Source organism: Streptomyces sp. NPDC051963, assembly GCF_044593495.1.
Taxonomy (GTDB): Bacteria; Actinomycetota; Actinomycetes; order Streptomycetales; family Streptomycetaceae; genus Streptomyces.
In genome coordinates this window covers 357714-375135 of record NZ_JBIUCC010000008.1, presented here as the reverse complement: position 1 = coordinate 375135, position 17422 = coordinate 357714, and the positions used below count along the sequence as shown (strand labels likewise).

At 70.3% G+C, this 17422-nt stretch carries 16 protein-coding genes; 10 read left to right on the top strand and 6 right to left on the bottom strand.

Features of this window, described 5'->3' with window-relative positions; genetic code table 11:
• Positions 1 to 119 precede the first annotated feature (119 nt).
• A complete protein-coding gene (locus ACIHFB_RS33135; RefSeq protein ID WP_365276116.1) occupies positions 120 to 500 on the bottom strand; it encodes a hypothetical protein in 381 nt (126 codons plus the stop codon).
• Positions 501 to 927: 427 nt separating this feature from the next.
• Here ACIHFB_RS33135 and ACIHFB_RS33130 point away from each other — a divergent pair, with 427 nt between their 5' ends.
• The 3 genes from ACIHFB_RS33130 to ACIHFB_RS33120 all read left to right on the top strand — a co-directional run bounded on the left by ACIHFB_RS33130 (position 928) and on the right by ACIHFB_RS33120 (position 3753).
• The gene (locus tag ACIHFB_RS33130) at positions 928 to 2169 is read left to right on the top strand and encodes an NAD(P)/FAD-dependent oxidoreductase (protein ID WP_365276113.1); all 1242 of its coding nucleotides are present in this window, start codon (positions 928 to 930) and stop codon (positions 2167 to 2169) included.
• An 86-nt stretch (positions 2170 to 2255) separates the two neighbouring features.
• A complete protein-coding gene (locus ACIHFB_RS33125) occupies positions 2256 to 3446 on the top strand; it encodes a flavin monoamine oxidase family protein (RefSeq protein WP_400128883.1) in 1191 nt (396 codons plus the stop codon).
• Positions 3447 to 3528: 82 nt separating this feature from the next.
• Entirely contained in the window at positions 3529 to 3753 is a 225-nt protein-coding gene (locus ACIHFB_RS33120; protein WP_400128882.1) for a cold-shock protein, read from the top strand.
• 63 nt (positions 3754 to 3816) lie between these two features.
• Here the strand turns inward: ACIHFB_RS33120 and ACIHFB_RS33115 are convergent, their stop codons facing one another.
• Positions 3817 to 4164, bottom strand: coding sequence for a DUF1330 domain-containing protein (locus tag ACIHFB_RS33115; RefSeq protein WP_365276104.1), 348 nt, complete (start codon positions 4162 to 4164; stop codon positions 3817 to 3819).
• Between the two features lie 201 nt (positions 4165 to 4365).
• Here ACIHFB_RS33115 and ACIHFB_RS33110 point away from each other — a divergent pair, with 201 nt between their 5' ends.
• Together ACIHFB_RS33110 and ACIHFB_RS33105 are read left to right on the top strand one after the other, a co-directional pair.
• The gene (locus ACIHFB_RS33110) at positions 4366 to 4797 is read left to right on the top strand and encodes an SRPBCC family protein (RefSeq protein ID WP_400128881.1); all 432 of its coding nucleotides are present in this window, start codon (positions 4366 to 4368) and stop codon (positions 4795 to 4797) included.
• A gap of 12 nt (positions 4798 to 4809) precedes the next feature.
• Complete coding sequence (locus ACIHFB_RS33105; protein WP_400128880.1) at positions 4810 to 5565, top strand: PP2C family protein-serine/threonine phosphatase; 756 nt, start codon at positions 4810 to 4812, stop codon at positions 5563 to 5565.
• A gap of 8 nt (positions 5566 to 5573) precedes the next feature.
• Here ACIHFB_RS33105 and ACIHFB_RS33100 read toward each other — a convergent pair whose 3' ends face one another.
• Complete coding sequence (locus ACIHFB_RS33100) at positions 5574 to 5891, bottom strand: hypothetical protein (protein WP_365276095.1); 318 nt, start codon at positions 5889 to 5891, stop codon at positions 5574 to 5576.
• Between the two features lie 296 nt (positions 5892 to 6187).
• Between ACIHFB_RS33100 and ACIHFB_RS33095 the strand changes: the two genes are divergently transcribed.
• Complete coding sequence (locus ACIHFB_RS33095; RefSeq protein WP_365276092.1) at positions 6188 to 9010, top strand: BTAD domain-containing putative transcriptional regulator; 2823 nt, start codon at positions 6188 to 6190, stop codon at positions 9008 to 9010.
• Positions 9011 to 9020: 10 nt separating this feature from the next.
• Here the strand turns inward: ACIHFB_RS33095 and ACIHFB_RS33090 are convergent, their stop codons facing one another.
• Positions 9021 to 10667 carry a cellulase family glycosylhydrolase gene (locus ACIHFB_RS33090; protein ID WP_400128879.1) on the bottom strand — a complete coding sequence of 549 codons (1647 nt, stop codon included), beginning with the start codon at positions 10665 to 10667 and terminating at the stop codon, positions 9021 to 9023.
• Positions 10668 to 10873: 206 nt separating this feature from the next.
• Here ACIHFB_RS33090 and ACIHFB_RS33085 point away from each other — a divergent pair, with 206 nt between their 5' ends.
• On the top strand, positions 10874 to 11698 hold the full coding sequence (locus ACIHFB_RS33085; protein ID WP_400128878.1) for an SAM-dependent methyltransferase: 825 nt from the start codon (positions 10874 to 10876) through the stop codon (positions 11696 to 11698).
• Between the two features lie 8 nt (positions 11699 to 11706).
• Here the strand turns inward: ACIHFB_RS33085 and ACIHFB_RS33080 are convergent, their stop codons facing one another.
• A complete protein-coding gene (locus tag ACIHFB_RS33080; RefSeq protein WP_365276084.1) occupies positions 11707 to 12882 on the bottom strand; it encodes an MFS transporter in 1176 nt (391 codons plus the stop codon).
• Positions 12883 to 12953: 71 nt separating this feature from the next.
• On the opposite strand from ACIHFB_RS33080, the gene ACIHFB_RS33075 reads away from it, so the two are divergent.
• The 3 genes from ACIHFB_RS33075 to ACIHFB_RS33065 are packed head-to-tail and all read left to right on the top strand — an operon-like array spanning position 12954 to position 15373.
• The gene (locus ACIHFB_RS33075) at positions 12954 to 13928 is read left to right on the top strand and encodes an ArsR family transcriptional regulator (RefSeq protein ID WP_365276081.1); all 975 of its coding nucleotides are present in this window, start codon (positions 12954 to 12956) and stop codon (positions 13926 to 13928) included.
• Positions 13929 to 13937: 9 nt separating this feature from the next.
• Positions 13938 to 14447: a glutathione peroxidase gene (locus tag ACIHFB_RS33070; RefSeq protein WP_365276078.1), complete on the top strand. Its 510-nt coding sequence runs from the start codon at positions 13938 to 13940 to the stop codon at positions 14445 to 14447.
• A 53-nt stretch (positions 14448 to 14500) separates the two neighbouring features.
• Positions 14501 to 15373: a MerR family transcriptional regulator gene (locus tag ACIHFB_RS33065; protein WP_400128877.1), complete on the top strand. Its 873-nt coding sequence runs from the start codon at positions 14501 to 14503 to the stop codon at positions 15371 to 15373.
• Positions 15374 to 15421: 48 nt separating this feature from the next.
• Here ACIHFB_RS33065 and ACIHFB_RS33060 read toward each other — a convergent pair whose 3' ends face one another.
• Entirely contained in the window at positions 15422 to 17266 is a 1845-nt protein-coding gene (locus tag ACIHFB_RS33060) for an MFS transporter (RefSeq protein ID WP_365276073.1), read from the bottom strand.
• Positions 17267 to 17422: the final 156 nt, after the last annotated feature.

Here is a 17422-nt window from a genome sequence, read left to right as displayed (position 1 = left end):
GTCTCAAGCGACTGGTCCGGTCGCTTGCGCGTGGACCAGTCCGGTTGAGACGGGACGGCGGACAGCTCTGTCATCCCAGGCAAGGCCCGGGCCACCGGTCCGGGGCCGACGGCGTCAGGTCAATTCGTGATCGTGACGCAGGGGAGCCCCACGCCGGCACCGCCGCGGAAGCCCTCTGCGCAGAGTCGGGTGCCTGCAGGGAAGTGGCGTTGGGGATAGGCCTGGTCCCTGTAGGTCCGGAACTTGGCGACGTCCTCGACCTTGGTGTTGGCGCTCCAGCCGTTCGTGGTCCACACCCGTGCGCTGATCCTGTTCGGCTGGTTCGTGTTGGTGACCGACACCTCCACCCTGCCGAGGTAGGTGCCGATGTCGTAGGTCTCGATGCAGACCGAGTGGTTGCACCACTTGCCCGCAGCGGCTGCGGGCGGGCCGGCGGCCAGAATGAGGCCGACGGCCGCTGCCGTTGCCCCCAAACCGGAAATGATCTTGTTCAGGCCCATGCTGGTGGGTCCCCCAAGTGCTCTTCCTGGCCTCGTCATGAGGCGTCGAATCCCGATCGCCGTATGTCTACCAAGACACGGATCGGACTGAGAGCAACGAAGAGCTGCGGAGAGTGACGGAGAGCCCGCTGAATGCCGATCTTCTTCGTCAGTAGGGGCTGTTCGGCTACGAGCCACCGGACCGACCACGGGGAAGGCCGGACGAGACGCGGATGCCGACACATCACCCGATCTTGTCTCTCCGTGGGTCAACACACTGCACGAAGGCAGGTCGAGCAGGACAGTCGGGTCCGCGGACGCAGCTCCCCCCATCCGGCGGGGGTCCGGCGGCCGGGTGGCGGATGGCGGGGCTCGGGGCCGCTCGGCCAGCGTGGGTGGTGCGCCGCAATACGTGCGCGCACTGTGCACGGAGGAAAGGCCGAAGCGAATGGAACACAAGATCCCCCGAGTAGGTCGTCTCGGCCTCGCCGTCGGAGTCGCTGAGGAAGCAGTGGCCCACGTCCGTGCCGCGTGGTCGTCCGGCACGGAGCCCGCCGAACAGGCTCGGTCGAACGCGGCACGCGCTGTGCCGCCGAAGCCAGAGCCGAGGTCGAGGCCGAGGCCGAACACGGCAGGATCGCGGGGCGGCGATCTCGATGTCATCGTCATCGGTGCCGGAATCGCGGGACTGAGCGCCGCCCGCGTTCTGGCGGACGCCGGCAGAAATGTCGTCGTCGTCGAGGCCCGGGACCGTATCGGCGGCCGTATGTGGACCCACACGGGAGCGATGTCCATTCCGGTCGAACTCGGAGCGCAGTTCATCCACGGAAGGAATGCCTCGACCTGGGAACTGGTGCGTGAGCAGGGGCTGGCGACGCACACGCACGGCAATACGTTCTCCCGTACGCGCGTGGGAGACCCGTGGAAGAAGAAGAACCTCAGGTTCCCCTACAACTTCCAGGTCGTCGGCGGCTACAACCAGATACTCGCCCCGCTCGCCCACGGGTTGTCCATCCAGCTCAACACCGTGGTGCACCTGGTGGAGCATTCGCCCGGCCAAGTCGTCGTGCACACCGAGCATGAGGGGCGCCGCGTGATCTACCGGGCCCGTGCCGTGGTGGTGGCGTTGCCGGTGGCCGTATTGAACGCCGGCGCGGTCCAGTTCGCCCCGGAGTTGCCGAAGGCGAAGGTGGACGCTTTCCGGGCCGTGCCGCATGTCGCGATCTCCAAGGCCGTCATGGAGTTCGACCGGCCGGTGTTCCCGGACGACGCCGACCACGTCGTCGAAGCCGACCAGCAGATGTGGCTGATGAACGGCGCCATGGGAAATCCCCGTCACTCGGGGCGGATCATCATCGCGGGTGCCGAAATGGACGAGGCCGAGCGGCTGTTGGCCATGCCGGCGGAGCAGCGACATCAGGAGTACCTCGACGTGCTCCGAGGCATCGCGGGCGACCGCAGCCTCACACCCGTGAAGGTCCTGGAGCACGAATGGGCCCGGGACCCCTTCGCCCGCGCGGCCTTTCCGCACTCCTGGAAAGTCACCGGCGTCCGGAAAATCTACGAACCGGTCGACGACACCCTGTTCTGGGCCGGCGTCGTCACCGATCAGATCGACTTCTCCCACGACAGCGGCAAGCGGGCGGGCGCCCAACTCCTCAGCCGGCTGGGACAGACCTCGCCTCAGTGACCCCGTCGCTGAGACGAGGACCACACAGCACATCTGCGCTTCTACGCATCTGCACACTGCCTTACGCATGGAAAGACTGAGGCGAAGTGGAATACAAACCCCGCCCGATAAGCCGTCGTACGCTCCTCATCGGTGCCGGCGCAGGAATAGCCGCCGGCTCCCTCGCCGCGTGCTCCCCGGGAGAGAAGAAGGAGAGCGGGGCCGGCGCCGGGCACGCGGACTTCGATGTCGTCGTCATCGGCGCCGGAGTCGCGGGACTGGCCGCGGCCCGGGAATTGACCGACGGCGGCAAGAAGGTCGTGGTGGTCGAGGCGCGGGACCGTATCGGTGGTCGTATGTTCACCGACCGCACCTCGATGCCGGTGCCGGTCGATCTCGGATGCGAATGGATCCACGGACGGGACGCGTCGACCTGGGACCTGGTCCACGCGCTCAAGTTGAAGACCCACCACGACACCGTCATCGCCACCCGTGAACGACCGGGCGGCCCATGGAAGAAGTCCGTCCAGGACGACCCCCGACCCGACTACAAGAACTACCGGATCGTCGGCGGCTACGACCAGATCCTGGCTCCGATCGCCGACAAGCTGTCCATCCGCCTGAAGACCGTCGTCAAACGCGTGGAGTACTCCTCGACCGGAGTCGTCGTCACCACCGAGCGACAGGGCCGCCCCGTCACCTACAAGGCCCGCGCCGCGGTCGTCGCCATTCCCGTCGCCGTGCTTGCCGCAGACACCATCGAGTTCTCGCCGCCGCTGCCGAAGGCGAAGGCGGAGATCTTCAAGTCCGTGCCGCAGGAATCCATCCACAAGGTGATCGTTGCATTCGACCACTCGGTGTTTCCCAGGGATTCCGCCGCCCTCAGCGAGGCCGACGTCATCCAGGACGACAGCACGCCGTGGTACGTGCTGGGCCCTCCTCAAGGCACGCCCGGTCCCAAGGGGCGGGTATTCACTGCGCTGATCGAAGGCGAGGAGACCACCCGGGCACTGGCCCTGCCGCGCGAACGCCGCTATGCGGAAGTCCTGGGCGTGATCCGGGACTTCATGGGTGACCCCAAGCTCCGACCCGTCAAGTTCCTTGAGCACGAATGGTTCAAGGACCCGTTCGCCCGCGCCCCCTACTCCAAGTACGGCATCCCGGGCGAGGACGTGATCTACGAGCCGACCGGCAACTCCCTGTACTGGGCGGGCATCATCACCGAGTCCGTCGACACCTCTCGTGACAGCGGCATGGAGGTCGGAGGGACGGTGTTGCAGCGGCTCGGTGAGAAATAGCCCGGCCCGAAGGCGTGCTCGGAGCAGCCGCTGCGTGCCCTCGAACCGACGCCGCCGCGGACAAAGCCGTAGCGTTCCGCTCATGGTGACCGCGACGGTGCGTGAGTGGCGTGACGAGGAGGGGTGGGGTGTGCTCGACTCGCCCGAGACCCCCGGCGGCTGCTTCGGCCACTTCTCCGACATACGGATGACCGGGTTCCGCAGGCTGTCGCCCGGACAGCGAGTGGACCTCACCCGGGAAGCCCCGGGCTTCAAACAGGACGGCTACGACTATCGCGCGGTGAGCATCGTGCCGCGTCCGGTCTGACCTGTGGTCCTCGTCAGCGCGTCAGGTCGTGGTCTGCTCTGGGCCCGGCCGAGACCTGGAGGGTTACTCGGCGGGGAGTGCCTCCCGCATCGCTCTTGCGGTGGCAGTCGGGTCGTAGTCGTCGGGGACGCCTTCGATCAGGATGATGTCGCCTTTGATGTGCCGCGAGCGCAAGGGCGCGATCTCCTGGTAGGCCGGGGAGTCCCACCAGGACCGCGCCTCGGTGATCCCGGGAAAGCCGATCATCACGACGTTTCCGGGCCAGCTGCCCTCCTTCACCTCGTGCTGAGTGACGTGTACGAGGAATCGGCCGCCGTAGGGCTCGAAGGTGGCGGCGATGCGCTCGATGTAGTCGGCGATCTCCGGGTGCGGGGCGGCTTCTCTCAGGTTGGCCAGGACGTAGGCGGGCATGGTGTCCTTCCGGTCGGTCGGGCTCCGTATGCCTGGAGCGTGGCAGGCGGGCGGGCCGGGGTCGATTACCCGGCGGGTAAGCGGACCGGACCCACTGTCGGCGATCAGCCGATGCGGAGGCTTCTGCCGATGCGTTCGGGGCGCACACTGGAAGCAGAAGGTCATGCGTCATGCATCATGCGCCGAACCCGGAGGTGGGCCATGAGCACCCTCGAAGAACACATCGATGTCGGCGTCCCGGTCGACACGGCCTGGGACGGCCTGCACCGGGTGGAGAACTATCCGCGCTTCGTGGCGGGAGTGCGCGACGCGCACACGGAGGCGGGGGGCCGAGCGCGTCTGGACGTCGAGGCCGACGGGGAGACCCGGCAGTTCGCGGCCGAGGTATCCGACCGCGGCGACGAACGCGTGATGGAGTGGCGCACCACGGGCGCCCCGGAGCTGACGGGCTCCTTCTCGCTCCAGCCCATCGACGGGAACCACACCCGGGTTCAAGCGCGGCTCGAGTACGACCCCGACACCATCAGGGAGACCTTCGGCGGGCCGAGGGGGTTCGCCCAGGCGAACGCGATCGAGCGGCTCGTCCGGAGCGATCTGGAGCACTTCAAGGAGTACGTGGAACTGGAGCGGTGAGGGGTGGTGCCAGTGCCGTACATCGCCGTGAGCGCGGTGAGCCATCCCGGGCTGCTGCGGGACCGGAACGAGGACAGCCTCGTCGTCGGCCCGTGGACGCTGTGCGCCACGGTGACCGAGAGTCCGCAGACCCTGGCCTTCCCGCTCGGAACGCCCCTCGCCGTCGCCGTCGCCGACGGCCTCGGCGGGCATCCCGGCGGTGAGGTCGCGAGCGCCCTGGTGGCCCGCCGGATCGCGTCGGCCGGACCCACCCTGAGCAGCGAGGACGCCGTGCGCGACGCCTTGAACGCCTGCAATCGCGCCGTGTACGAGGCGGCGGGCGGCGACGAGGGCGGCGAGCTGTCGACCATGGGGACGACGGTGGCCGGCGTCGTCGTCCGGCCCGACTCGCTGCTGACGTTCAACGTGGGCGACAGCCGGGTCTTCGCGGCCTCCCGGGACGGGCTGCGTCAGGTGAGCGTCGACGACAGCCCGCCGCTCGAACCCGGGCAGCGCACCACCTCCCTCGTCACCCAGTGCCTGGGCGGCAGCCCCCTCTACCGCGAGGTCCGCCCCCACGTGGGGTCCGTGCCCCTGTCGCCCGGCGACCGCTTCCTCGTCTGCACGGACGGTCTGACCGACCCGCTGACCGAGGACGTGATCGACGAGGTGATGCGCAAGTACGACGACGGACGCGCGGCCTTCGAACTGTGGAAGGCCGCCATCGAGGCGGGCGGCCCCGACAACATCACCCTGGCGGTCGTGCGCGTCGGCGACGACGACGAGTAGAGCCGGCGCTATCGGGCCGGTGCCTCCTCCAGGGCGAGCAGCACATCGCCGTACCGGGCGTGAGCCACCACGGCCCGTACGGCCTCCTCCAGGCTCGGCAACCCGGCCGACACCCGGTCGTCGGCGAAGACGCGGCCGGAACGGACCCGGGCGTACGCGGACCACGTCCCGGCCTCGGACGGGATGACGCGACCGACCGGGAACCCGCCGGGAAACCCGTCGTCGACGCATACGTACACCACCACCCCCGCACGCCTGCGCTCCGGCGTGAGGAACAGCCTCCGCTGTTGCAGCAAGCCCGTGAGAGAACCGTCGTCGACCGCCACGTCCGTGTTCCTTTCCTGAGAGGGCGGCGGCCGTTCCCCCCGCAAACGGCCGCCGCCCGGTACGGCGCACCCACCGGCACCGCCCCGCGGTTTTCCGCGGGATCCGACGGGCACTTGCAAACCGTGGCGGCAGACGCTGCAATGCCGATGAAATTCTGATGATGCGCGGAACGGGGCGGAGGCTTCGGGTGGGCGGGGGATCTTCTCAACACCTTCCTCAACGGCTTGCTCAGCCGACGTCTCAGCCCACGCCTCAGCCGACTCCTCAGAGGCTTCGGCTCGCGTTGCTCGGGCCCGTGCTGGCCTGGCGTGACGGCGCAGCGCTGGATCTGGGTCCCGTCCGGCGCCAGGCCGTGCTGGCCGCACTCGCGCTGCGTCCGGGCCTGCTGGTGAGCCATGAACAGCTGCTCGACGGGGTCTGGGGAGCCGATCCGCCGAAGACCGGCCGCAGCGTACTGCCCAGCTATGTCTACGCGTTACGGCAGACCCTCGACGCCCACGGCACCGGTCCCGCCGACTCGGTGATCCGCGGGGAACGGGGCGGGTACCGGCTCACCTCCGACGCCGTACAACTGGATGTGACGGACCTGGCCGAGCAGGTCGACCGCGCCCGGCGGGCGAAGGCGGCCGGTGATCCGGGCACCGCGCTGGACCGGTTTTCCGGGGCGCTCGCCCTGTTCCGCGGCGAGCCACTGGCCGGACTGCCCGGACCCTTCGCCGACGTCGAGCGGCAACGGCTGGCGCAGCGCCTGCGCACGGTGCAGGTGGAGCGGCTCGAGTGCCTGGTGCTGCTCGGCCGTTGCACCGACGCGCTGGACGACCTCGCCGCCCTGTCGCTGTCCAGCCCGTACGACGAGTCGGTCACGGCGCTCAGGATGCGCGCCCTGTACGGCAGCGAACGCCAGGCGGAGGCGCTGACCGTCTATCAGGGCGTGCGCGAGCGCCTGCGCGAGGAGCTCGGGGTCGATCCCGGGCCGGAACTCCGGCGCGTGCACGAGGCGGTGCTGCGCAGGGACGACGCACGTCTGATCGGCCGGGTCCCCAGACCTCGCCGTACCGTCAATGAACTCCCGGGCGACGCAGGGCACTTGGCCGGGCGGACAGCCGAACTGGCCCAGCTGATCGCGCCCTCCGCGCCCGGATCCGTGTCGATCGTGACCGTGGACGGCACCGCCGGCGTCGGCAAGACCGCGCTCGTCGTACGCGCGGCCCGCGAGCTCAGCGCCCAGTACCCCGACGGCTGCCTGTTCATGGACCTCCGCGCGCACAGCACCCGGCGTCGGCAGACGCCGGAGCAGGCCCTTCAGCGGCTGCTGCGCTCACTCGGCGCGGTCACCGGTGAGCTGCCGAGCGACCTCGACGAACTCACCGCCGTCTGGCGCGCCACGACCAGCCCGCTACGTCTCCTGCTGGTGCTGGACGACGCCCTGGACGCCGACCAGATCCGACCGCTGGTGCCCGCCGGAGCGGGCAGCCGGGTCCTGGTGGCCGGCCGCCGACGGCTCGCCGAACTGGACACCGACCGACGGATCACCCTGGAGCCGCTGGCGAGCGGGGACGCGGTGTCCCTGCTCACCCACCTCATCGGAACGGAGCGCGCGAGCCGGGAACCGGAGGCGACAGAGCGGCTGGTCGGACTGTGCGACGGGCTGCCGCTGGCGCTGCGCATCGCCGGGTCGCGGCTGCAGAACCGCGGCAGCTGGACGGTGGGGCACCTGGTGGGCCGTATGGCGGGCGACGAGCGGCAGCGGCTCGGCGAACTGAGCATCGGGGACCGTAGCGTCGAGGCCACCTTCCAGGTGTCGTACGACCAGCTCACACCCGAGCAGCAGCGCGGATACCGGGCGCTGGGCCTGGCGCCCACGGTCGAGTTCGACGTACTGGCGCCTGCGACGATGCTCGGCCGGCCGTCGTACGACACCGAGCGGGTCCTGGAGAGCCTGGTCGACGCGAGTCTGGTGCAGGAGCCGCGGCCGGGGCGCTACCGGCTGCACGACCTGGTGCGCGTGCACGCACGACGCGTCGCGGAAGCCGTGCCCGACGAGGCCGCCACCGCACGCAGGGCCGCACTCCGCCTCTATCTGGACGCCGCCCGCATCACCAGTGACTGGGGCACCGTGGGATTCCCCACCGGACCCCAGCCCGCCGAAACGCCTTTCAGGAACTGGCAGGACGCCGAGGCCTGGCTGGACACGGCGGGCGGAGAGCTGCCCGACGTCGTCGGACACGCCGTGGCACTCGGCGAGTTCGACCACGCCTGCTGGATCGCCGAGGCGCTGTGCGACTACTTCGTACGGCAGGGCCGGTACCACGAGGCCCAGACGGCTCTGGAGATCGCGCTCGGGCACGTGGCGGAGGCCACCGACCCGCGGATGGCCCTCGCGGTGCGGAACTGCCTGGGCTACACCCGCATATACCAGCGCCGGTACGGAGAGGCACGAGCCTTGTGCACCGAGGTGCTGCACAGCAGCCGACGCCACGCCTACCCGGGCGAAGGCGCTCGGGCTCTCACCGGGCTGGCGGCCACCGCCCTGAGCCTGGGCCAGGGCAAGGAGGCGATCTCCTATGTCACCACTTCGGCAGACCTGTGCCGACGGCGGCACGACGCCTGGCTCGCCACGATGGCGCTCCTCATTCAGGGCCTCGCCCACCAGTACGAGCAACAGAACGAGGCGGCGCTGGCCTCCTTCGCCGAAGCCCGGACCCACGCCGAGATGGTCGGCAGACCGCAAATGCTCGGCTGGGTCCTGAGCTCCGCGGCCGACGTCCATCTCCGCCTCGGCCGGTGCGGTGAGGCCAAGCGCCTTCTCCGCCAGGCCGTCGACCTGCTCGAAAGGGGCGGGGACATCTTCCACCTCGCACGCAGCCTGACCAGGCTGGGCACGGCGGAGCAGGGCGAGGGAGACCTGAGCGCGGCCACGGCCTTCCACTGCCTGGCCCTCGAACAGCACCAGTTGTTGTCCCCGCTCACGGAACCCGCCTACGACTGGCTGGAGATGGACATCCACAGCCGCCTCGGCCTCATGTACCTGGCGGCCGGCCGCATCGACAGGGCACGCGAGCAGTTCCAGTCCGTACTCGAAGCCCACGACGCCCGCACCCGCCGCGAAGCCCCGTAGCTCAGGCAGTTCAGGCGCTCCCGCACCCCACCCCATTGAGGGCGAAGCCCGCCGGCGCCGTATTCGTGGCCCCCTTGCTCCCGGTGAACCCCACCGTCACGGACCCCGCCGCCGGAATGGTGGACGTGTAGGACGCCGGCGTCACCGTCACCGCGCCGCCGGTCTGGGCCGGGGTCCCGCCCCACATGTTGGTGATGGTCTGGCCGTCGGGGAAGGAGAAGGCCAGGGACCAGCCGCTGAGCGCCGTCGCACCGGTGTTGCGGATCACGATCTCGCCCTGGAAGCCGCCCGGCCACTCGTTCACCGCCCGGTAGCCGACCGTGCAGCCCACTCCCCCGCCCGCGTCCGTCGTGACGGTCACCGTCGCCGAGCGGGCCGAGCGGTTGCCGGCGGCGTCGCGGGCGTGGACGGCGAAGGTGTACGTCGTGCCGGCGGTGAGGCCGGTCAGGGTGACGGTGTTGGTGGTGGAGGCGGCGACCGGTACGTCGGCGGTGCCCGCGACCCGCACCACGTCGTACGCGGTCACGCCGACGTTGTCCGTGGCGGCGGGCCACGTCAGGGTGGCCGACGTCGAGGTGACCGCGGAGGCTGTCGGCGTACCGGGCGTGGTCGGGGCCTGGGTGTCGGCGCCGGTGCCGCCGAAGACCGTGGCTTCCTTCGACGTCTGGACGATGCCGTTCGCGCCGTTGAAGACGCGCCGGCCCCAGGAGCTGAGCTGATCCGGGTCGAAGCCGATCGCCAGGTCGAGGATCGGGTCGGTGTTGCCGCTCCAGGACCAGGCCAGATAGCCGAGGTCGAGTTGTTCGGCCGCGGCCATCATCGTGTCCTCGTCGGGGTCGCCGTACTGGTCGGCGGGGCCTCCGAACTCGCCGACCAGGATGGGCAGTCCGGCGGTCACGAACGCGTTGAGGTAGTCGGTGATCTCCTGTGCGGTGTCGTAGACGCTGTACATGTGGATCGAGAAGATCAGGTTGCCGGTGGGGTCGGCGTCGTACACGGTCCGGGCGTTGGCGCGCATGACGCCCTGCCAGTCCTGGCCCCAGTTGGGCGCGTCCACCATGATCGTGTGCTCGAAGCCGGCGGCGCGCAGTTTCTGTACGGCGGCGACGGTCGGGTCGGTCCAGCCCGCGGGGTTCGTGTTGCCCCACGGCTCGTTGCCGATGTTGATGAGGACGTAGTCCTCCTGGCCGGCCAGGACGTTCTTCAGGCCGATCCAGTAGTCGGCCGCCGAGTCGAGGGAGGCGGCCGCGGCCTCCTCGCCGTAGCCGGTGGTGTCGTGCACCTCCAGGACGCAGATCAGACGGTTGGCCTTGCAGTCGGCGACGACCGCGGCCACGTCCGCGGCGCTGTTCCGCGTCCAGCGGTGGCCGTTGGAGAGGACGACCCGGACGGTGTTGGCGCCGAAGGACTTGATGTCGGCCAGCGACTGTGTCTCGCCGGGGTACCAGGTGTGGGCGTGGTTCACGCCGCGCATGACGAAGTCGTTGCCGTTGCCTTCGAGCAGACGGCCGTTGTCGATGTGGATGCCGGTGGCGCGGGCGCGGGGCGGCTCCGCGTGGGCGGGTGCCGCGGTCAGGGCGCCGAGGACCACCATCCCCACGAGGAGGGCGAGTAACGCGGCGACGGGACTCTTCGTGCTGCTTCTCGCGGTTCGCACGGGGACTACGGACAAGGTTCTCACTCGAAACTCCAGACAATCGGCGGAATCATGGGAGCGCTCCCATGAACCCACCCGGGCAGGGACACGTCAAGGCGTCGCGCACGCGGTTCTCCGAACGGCCCTGTTCGCACGGTGAGTTGATTTAAGTTGGTACCTGATCACCCACCACCCGCCCACCCACTTCAAGGTGCAGGAGGCTCCCCGTGCCGGACTCCACCCCCGACGTCGCCGCCGCCGCTGAGATACGCGCCCGGATCGACACGACCAAGCCGCACTCGGCCAGGTTCTGGAACTACTTCGTCGGCGGCAAGGACAACTACCCGGCCGACCGGGAGATCGGGGACCACATCAAGGAGATCTTCCCCGGTCTCGTCGACGTTGCGGTCACGAGCCGGCTCTTCCTGGGGCGTGCCGTCCGCCACCTCGCCGGTGAGCAGGGCATCCGGCAGTTCCTGGACGTGGGTACGGGACTGCCGACCGCCGACAACACGCACGAGGTGGCCCAGCGCGTGGCGCCGGACGCCCGGATCGTGTACGTCGACAACGACCCCATCGTGCTGACCCACGCGAACGCCCTGCTCACCAGCACCCCCGAGGGCACGACCGCCTATCTGGACGCCGACCTGTACGACCCCAAGGCCGTCCTGGAGGCCGCCGCGGGCACGCTCGACCTCTCCCGGCCGGTCGCCCTGATGATCCTCAACACCCTCGGTCACGTCGCCGATTACGAGCAGGCGCGCGGACTCGTGCGCGCGTTCATGGCGGGCCTGCCGTCGGACAGTTACCTGGTGATCAGCGACAGCACCGCCACCAGCGAGGGCATGATCGCCGCGTCGGAGGCCTACAACGCGAGCGGCGCGGTGCCGTACTACGTACGCAGCATCGGGGAGATCGCCGGGTTCTTCGACGACCTGGAACTGGTCGAGCCGGGCGTCGTCCAGGTGACCGAGTGGCGCCCGGACACCGGGGACTCGGCCGCCCCCACGGTCGCCGTCGACGCCTACTGCGCGGTGGCGCACAAGGCGTAGAGCGCCCGTTACCGGACCGCGGTACGCGACCGGAGGTCACCGAGACCGCTCAACGCCCCCGTCACCCCGAGCGACGTGATCGCCATGACCGTCATCGCCGTGGCGGGGGAGGTGAGTTGGGCCACCGAGCCCGCCAGTGCCGCGCTCACGCCCTGCATGGTGAGCATGCCGGAGCCGTGCAACCCCAGGGCCTGGCCCGCCAGTTCGTCCGGGGTCAGGGACATCAGGCGCTCCTGCTGCACCAGGCTGGCGCCGAACCCGACCGACGCGACGGTGACCGCGACCGCGGCCAGCGGGAGCGGCGGGTGCAGGAAGAAGAAGACGTACGGCGTCGCCAGCAGGACCAGCAGCGGTACGCCCAGCCGCCCGCGCACCCCGCGCGGCAGCAGCCGGCCGACCGTCACGTCCCCGACGAACATCCCCAGCGCCGCGCAGGCGAACAGCGTGCCCGCGTGGGCGGGGGCGTAGGAGACGTACAGCGACTCGCAGCCGACCACCAGGCCGTTGGGGATCCAGAGGGCGAGAAAGACGTACCGGCGTGGGCGGGAGGACCACAGCAGGGCGTTCGCGCGCCAGGTAGCCGCCACCGAAGGGCGGCCCGAGGCGCGCGGCGGGCGGGCCGTCAGACCGAGCCGGAGACCGATCGCGGCCGTGATGTGCAGTGCCGCCGCGAGCAGCAGGACCGTACGCGGGGACAGGACCGCCAACAGCGCGCCGCCCGCGGCGTATCCGGTGATCTGCACGAGCCCGCTCATCATGTTGAACACCGAACGCCCCAGCATGAAACCGCCCTTGGCGACCACCTCGTTCACCAGCCCCCAGCGCACTCCCCCGCCGAGCGACGCGATCAGCCCCTGCGCGAGGACGACGGCGAAAACAGCCCAGATCGGCAGTCCCGGCACGGCCGTCACCGCCGTGGCCACCGCGAAGGCGGCCGAGATGCCCGCCAGCGTCGCCCTCGGCGGCAGCCGGTCCGCGCCCGACATCAGCAGCGTCGCGCCGAGCATCTGCGCCAGCGACGGCCCGAACATGCTCACCGCCGACAGCAGCGGTGACTCGGTCGCCCGGTAGACGAGCGTGCCGAGCGCCAGCCCGGCCGTCGTCTGGGCGGCGACGCTTGCCGCGGAGGTGAGCAGGAGCGGGGTGAACTCCGGTGTGCGGAAAAGGGACTTGTAGCCGGTCATGAGCGGAGTCTCGGGCGGCTCCGGACGCGGGAGTTATCGTTTCGCGGACAGGCGAAAGGTGGGTTACGTCCATGGGCTGGTGGCAGATCAACGCCGACACCCTCGCCCGCAGCCGCTTCGTCCTCTCCCCGCTCGCCGAGACCTTCGCGAGCCTGAAGCTGCTGCACGCGGGCACGGCCGCGCACCCCGGCGAACAGGCCTGGCTGCGCGCCCATCTCCCCGCCTACCGGCAGCGGTTGGACCCCGTCACCGCACTTCTGGTCCGCGCCGGACTCGGCCGCGACTGGATCGCCGACTTCCTCACCCCCACCCCGAGGGACGGCGAGACCTTCGAGGAGGCCCTCGCGCAGGTCCGCACGGCCCGCCCGGAAGAGGCCCGCGCGAATCTCAGGGTCTCCCTCGCCGGCCCGCTCCCCGCCGCCCTCGACCTCGACGACCTCCCCGACCGCGCGGCCGACCTCCTCGCCTACGTCTGGACGGAGACCGTACGGCCGTACTGGCCCCGGCGCCGGCGCATCCTGGAGGCCGATGTGGTCGCCCGGCTCACACAGGTCAGCCGGGGCGGCTGGGCGGCCGTACTGGACGGACTGCGGCCGGGGACGCGCTGGCTCGGCGAGAGCCGGTTCCAGGTCAACCTGCACGAGTACCCGCCCCGCGAGATCACCGGCGCGGAGCTGGTGTTCGTGCCGGTGACGCCGAAGGCGGGCTGGGTGTCCTGGGAGGAACCCGGCCGGTACGCCGTGATCTACCCGTGCACGGGCGCCCTGGCCGACGTGACCGAGAAGCCCCCGCCCGCGAGCCTCGGCGCCCTGCTCGGCACCGCCCGCGCCACCGTCCTCGTCCTCCTCGCCTCTCCCCTGAGCACGACCCAGCTGACCGCCGTGACCGGGCAGGGGCTGGGTTCGGTCGGGCGGCATCTGCGGGTGCTGCTGGACGCGGGGCTGGTGGAGCGGCGGCGGGCGGGGCGGGCGGGGCTGTACTCGCGGACGGCTGCCGGTGACGTTCTGGTCGAGGCTCAGGGCGGTGTCGACACCTACCGGAGTTAGCATCCGTTTATGACTACTGACACCACCGGCGACTCCGTACTCGACATCGACATCGCGGCGCTCCAGGGCGGTGCGGCGGACCTCGGCCAGTACAAGGGCAAGGCCGTCCTCATCGTGAACGTGGCCTCCAAGTGCGGGCTGACCCCGCAGTACGCGGGCCTGGAAAAGCTTCAGGAGCAGTACGCGGACCGTGGCTTCACCGTGCTCGGCGTGCCCTGCAACCAGTTCATGGGCCAGGAGCCCGGCAGCTCCGAGGAGATCGCCGAGTTCTGCTCGGCGACGTACGGCGTGACCTTCCCGATGACCGAGAAGGTCGAGGTCAACGGGGACGGGCGGCATGCGCTGTACGACCGGCTGACCGGCTTCGCCGACGCCGAGGGGCACACCGGCGACATCCGCTGGAACTTCGAGAAGTTCCTGATCGGCCGGGACGGCCGGGTCGTCGCCCGCTTCTCGCCGCAGACCGAGCCGGAGTCGGCGGAGATCGTCGCCGCGGTGGAGGCTCAGCTGGCCGGTTGACCTTGCCCTTGGGGCAAGCGTGAGCGTCCTTGTCACCGGGCGGAAGGCGCCCGGTGACGGAGGATGCTGTGGTGGACGACAAGGACCTGCTCACCATCGGGGCGTTCGCCGCGAAGGCCCGCCTCTCGGCCAAGGCCCTGCGGCTGTACGACCGGCTCGGGCTGCTGACCCCGGCCCATGTGGACGAGGCCAGCGGCTACCGCTACTACCGTGCCGACCAGGCCGAACCCGCCCGGCTCGTGGCTCTGCTGCGACAGCTGGACATGCCGCTCGCCCGGATCGCCGAGGTCGTCGCGGCGGCCGACGGTGACCAGGCCGCGCGACTGCTCGCCGGGTACTGGGCGGACGTCGAGGCGCGGGTGGCGGGGCAGCGGACGCTCGCCGAGTACCTCCGTGGACGACTGTCGGGGAGGAACTCCGAGATGTACGGAAAATTCGAGGTCGAGACGGTCGACGTGCCGGCCCGGGTGGTCATCACCGAGACCCGGCACACGCTGGCGGGCGAACTGCCGGCGTGGATCGGTGCCTCGCTGGGACGCCTGGAGGCGGCCTCACGGGAGTGCGGCGGCATCACCGCGGCGCCGTTCGTCGTCTACCACTCCGAGGTGTCGATGGAGAGCGACGGGCCCGCCGAGGCCTGCGTCCCCATTGCCGACGAGGCCGCGGCCCGGGCGTGGGCCGAGGGGCACGGACGGGCCTGGGAGACCCGGGTCAGGGCCGAGCCCGCACAACGCCTCGCCTACACCCGGATCACCAAGGCTCAGGTCGCCCATCCGCAGATCCTGGCCGCGTTTGAGGCGGTGGAGCAGTGGATCGCCGCGCAGGGCCTGGAGCAGTCGGGGCCGTGCCGCGAGGTGTACTTCGCCGACTGGGAGGCGGCGGGGGCGGAGGACCCGGCGTGCGATGTGGCGTTCCCAGTGAAGTAGGCCCGGTGAAGTAGGCCCGCTGAACGCGCCCCAAAGGGGCGCGGGGCGCTACCGGAGCTCGTCCGGACACGGCGTCCCCCGTGGCAGCACATAGGGCGCCCCCAGCCGGTAGGTCCCCGCCTTCGGGGCCAGCAGCACCGTCCACTTGTCCCCGTCCGCGTCCTCGTCCGCCTCCATCAGGCAGCCGTTGAGGTTGTTGTACGTCTTCGCGGTGCCGTCGGGGCGGTCCTTGGAGGCCTCCGTCTCCTGCGGGGGCTTGAGCTTCTTGCCCTCGGCGTCGACGATGCTCAGCCACGGCGAGTACGGGATGCGGACGAGGATGCGGCCGGGCACGGTGACCTTCATCGTCAGCTCGGTCTGCTCGGTGCGCTCGACGACGGCGTTCGGCTCGGCGATCGACGTCGGGTCGGTGACCTGGAACAGCTGCCAGTTGGCGTCGCCCCAGATCTGGTTCAGATACGGCATCCCGCGCTGGACGAGATCCCGCTCGCGCTCCCCGCCGTCGCCGTCCGCCTTGCCCTTGGGCAGGACGACGAAGTGGACGGCCCAGCGCCTGAGCCACTCGTAGTAGTTCGCGGAGTTGAGGGTGTCGTCGTAGAAGAGCGGGTTGCGTTCCATGTCGGCCTGGCGGTTCCAGCCGCGGGCCAGGTTGACGTACGGGGCGAGCGCGGAGGCCTCGCGGTGGGAGCTGGCCGGGACCACCTCGACGCGGCCCTTCTCGGCGCCGACCTCCTGGAGTTCGTTGACGAGCGGCGCCAGCTCGCGGGCCCAGGAGGCGGTCGGGGTCGTGTTCACGACGTCGTCGACGGACTTGAAGCCGATCCACGCGTTGAATCCGACGACGGTCACGACGAGCGCGTACCACTTGCGGGTGCGCGGCACCGTGAACGGCAGCGCGGCGACCAGCGCGACCCCCGCGAACAGCATCGGCAGCCGCGTGATGTTGGAGCCGATCTGCGAGCTGATCAGCCACACCAGCAGGACCGAGAGTCCGTACACGGCGGAGGTGATCCGCACCGTCTTCCACTCGCGCGGTACCGCGAAGAGGACGATGACCGAGTAGAGCAGCGGCAGCGAAGCCGAGCCGAAGGACATCGGCTGGGTGCCGGCGAAGGGGAACATCCAGGCGGACACGGCGACCACGGCCGCGGGCGCCAGTCCCAGCGCCCAGGCGCCCGGCCGGCGCTTCTGGAGGAAGAGGGCGACGGCCACCAGCCCCACGAAGAGACCCGCCACCGGCGAGGCCATCGTGGCGAGCGCGGCCAGCGGGGCCGCGCACAGCGCCTTCGCCCAGCGTTTGTAGCGCCAGCGGTACGGCCAGCAGAACACCACCGCGACCGCACCCAGTGCGAACACCGTGCCCAGCCCGAACGTCACCCGCCCCGACGCGGCATTGCACAGAAACGCGAACACACCCGCGACCGCCGCCCACAGCGGGTTCTTCACCGATCGGCTGCGCAGCAGGATCAGCGTCAGCAGGCCCGCGGAGATCGTCCCCGCGATCATCATCGTCGTACGGACACCGAGGACGGACATCAGATACGGCGACACCACGCTGTACGACACCGGGTGCATACCGCCGTACCAGGCGAGGTTGTACGCCGAGTCCGGGTGCCGGCCGACGAACTCGGCCCAGGCGTCCTGCGCCGCGAGGTCGCCGCCGCTGTTCGCGAACGTGAAGAACCAGACGATGTGGAGGACGCCGGAGAGGGCGGTGACGGACAGGACGGGGTGGCGCAGAAGCCGTTCCCGGAGGGCCAGGACGACGCGGCCGACCGCTGATGCCGTACCGCCGTGCTCAGTGTCGGTCTGCGGTGCGGGCACGCGTATTCGCGGGCCGGATCCTGGGTCCGGATCGGCTTCGTCTGCGTGTTTCGGCTCCGCAGTGGCCACCTGAAGGCACTCCCCGTGTCCTGTCTTCTGTTCTCTTCAGGACGCGTCCCGTTCCCCGGCCGTTGCCTGCCGCGTCCCTGCGGCTTTCCCGGCCGCGTCCCCTGAGCGGTGACCTGCCCCGATTCGCGACGCTAACACGTGGCCCGCCGCACGGCT

What these genes read in the sequence shown, in the direction of transcription:
- ACIHFB_RS33120 (WP_400128882.1), top strand. Translation starts at nt 3,529, where the DNA reads ATGGTGACCGCGACGGTGCGTGAGTGGCGTGACGAGGAGGGGTGGGGT.
- ACIHFB_RS33110 (WP_400128881.1), top strand. Translation starts at nt 4,366, where the DNA reads ATGAGCACCCTCGAAGAACACATCGATGTCGGCGTCCCGGTCGACACG.
- ACIHFB_RS33080 (WP_365276084.1), bottom strand. Translation starts at nt 12,882, where the DNA reads ATGACCGGCTACAAGTCCCTTTTCCGCACACCGGAGTTCACCCCGCTC.
- ACIHFB_RS33115 (WP_365276104.1), bottom strand. Translation starts at nt 4,164, where the DNA reads ATGCCCGCCTACGTCCTGGCCAACCTGAGAGAAGCCGCCCCGCACCCG.
- ACIHFB_RS33075 (WP_365276081.1), top strand. Translation starts at nt 12,954, where the DNA reads ATGGGCTGGTGGCAGATCAACGCCGACACCCTCGCCCGCAGCCGCTTC.
- ACIHFB_RS33070 (WP_365276078.1), top strand. Translation starts at nt 13,938, where the DNA reads ATGACTACTGACACCACCGGCGACTCCGTACTCGACATCGACATCGCG.
- ACIHFB_RS33130 (WP_365276113.1), top strand. Translation starts at nt 928, where the DNA reads ATGGAACACAAGATCCCCCGAGTAGGTCGTCTCGGCCTCGCCGTCGGA.
- ACIHFB_RS33135 (WP_365276116.1), bottom strand. Translation starts at nt 500, where the DNA reads ATGGGCCTGAACAAGATCATTTCCGGTTTGGGGGCAACGGCAGCGGCC.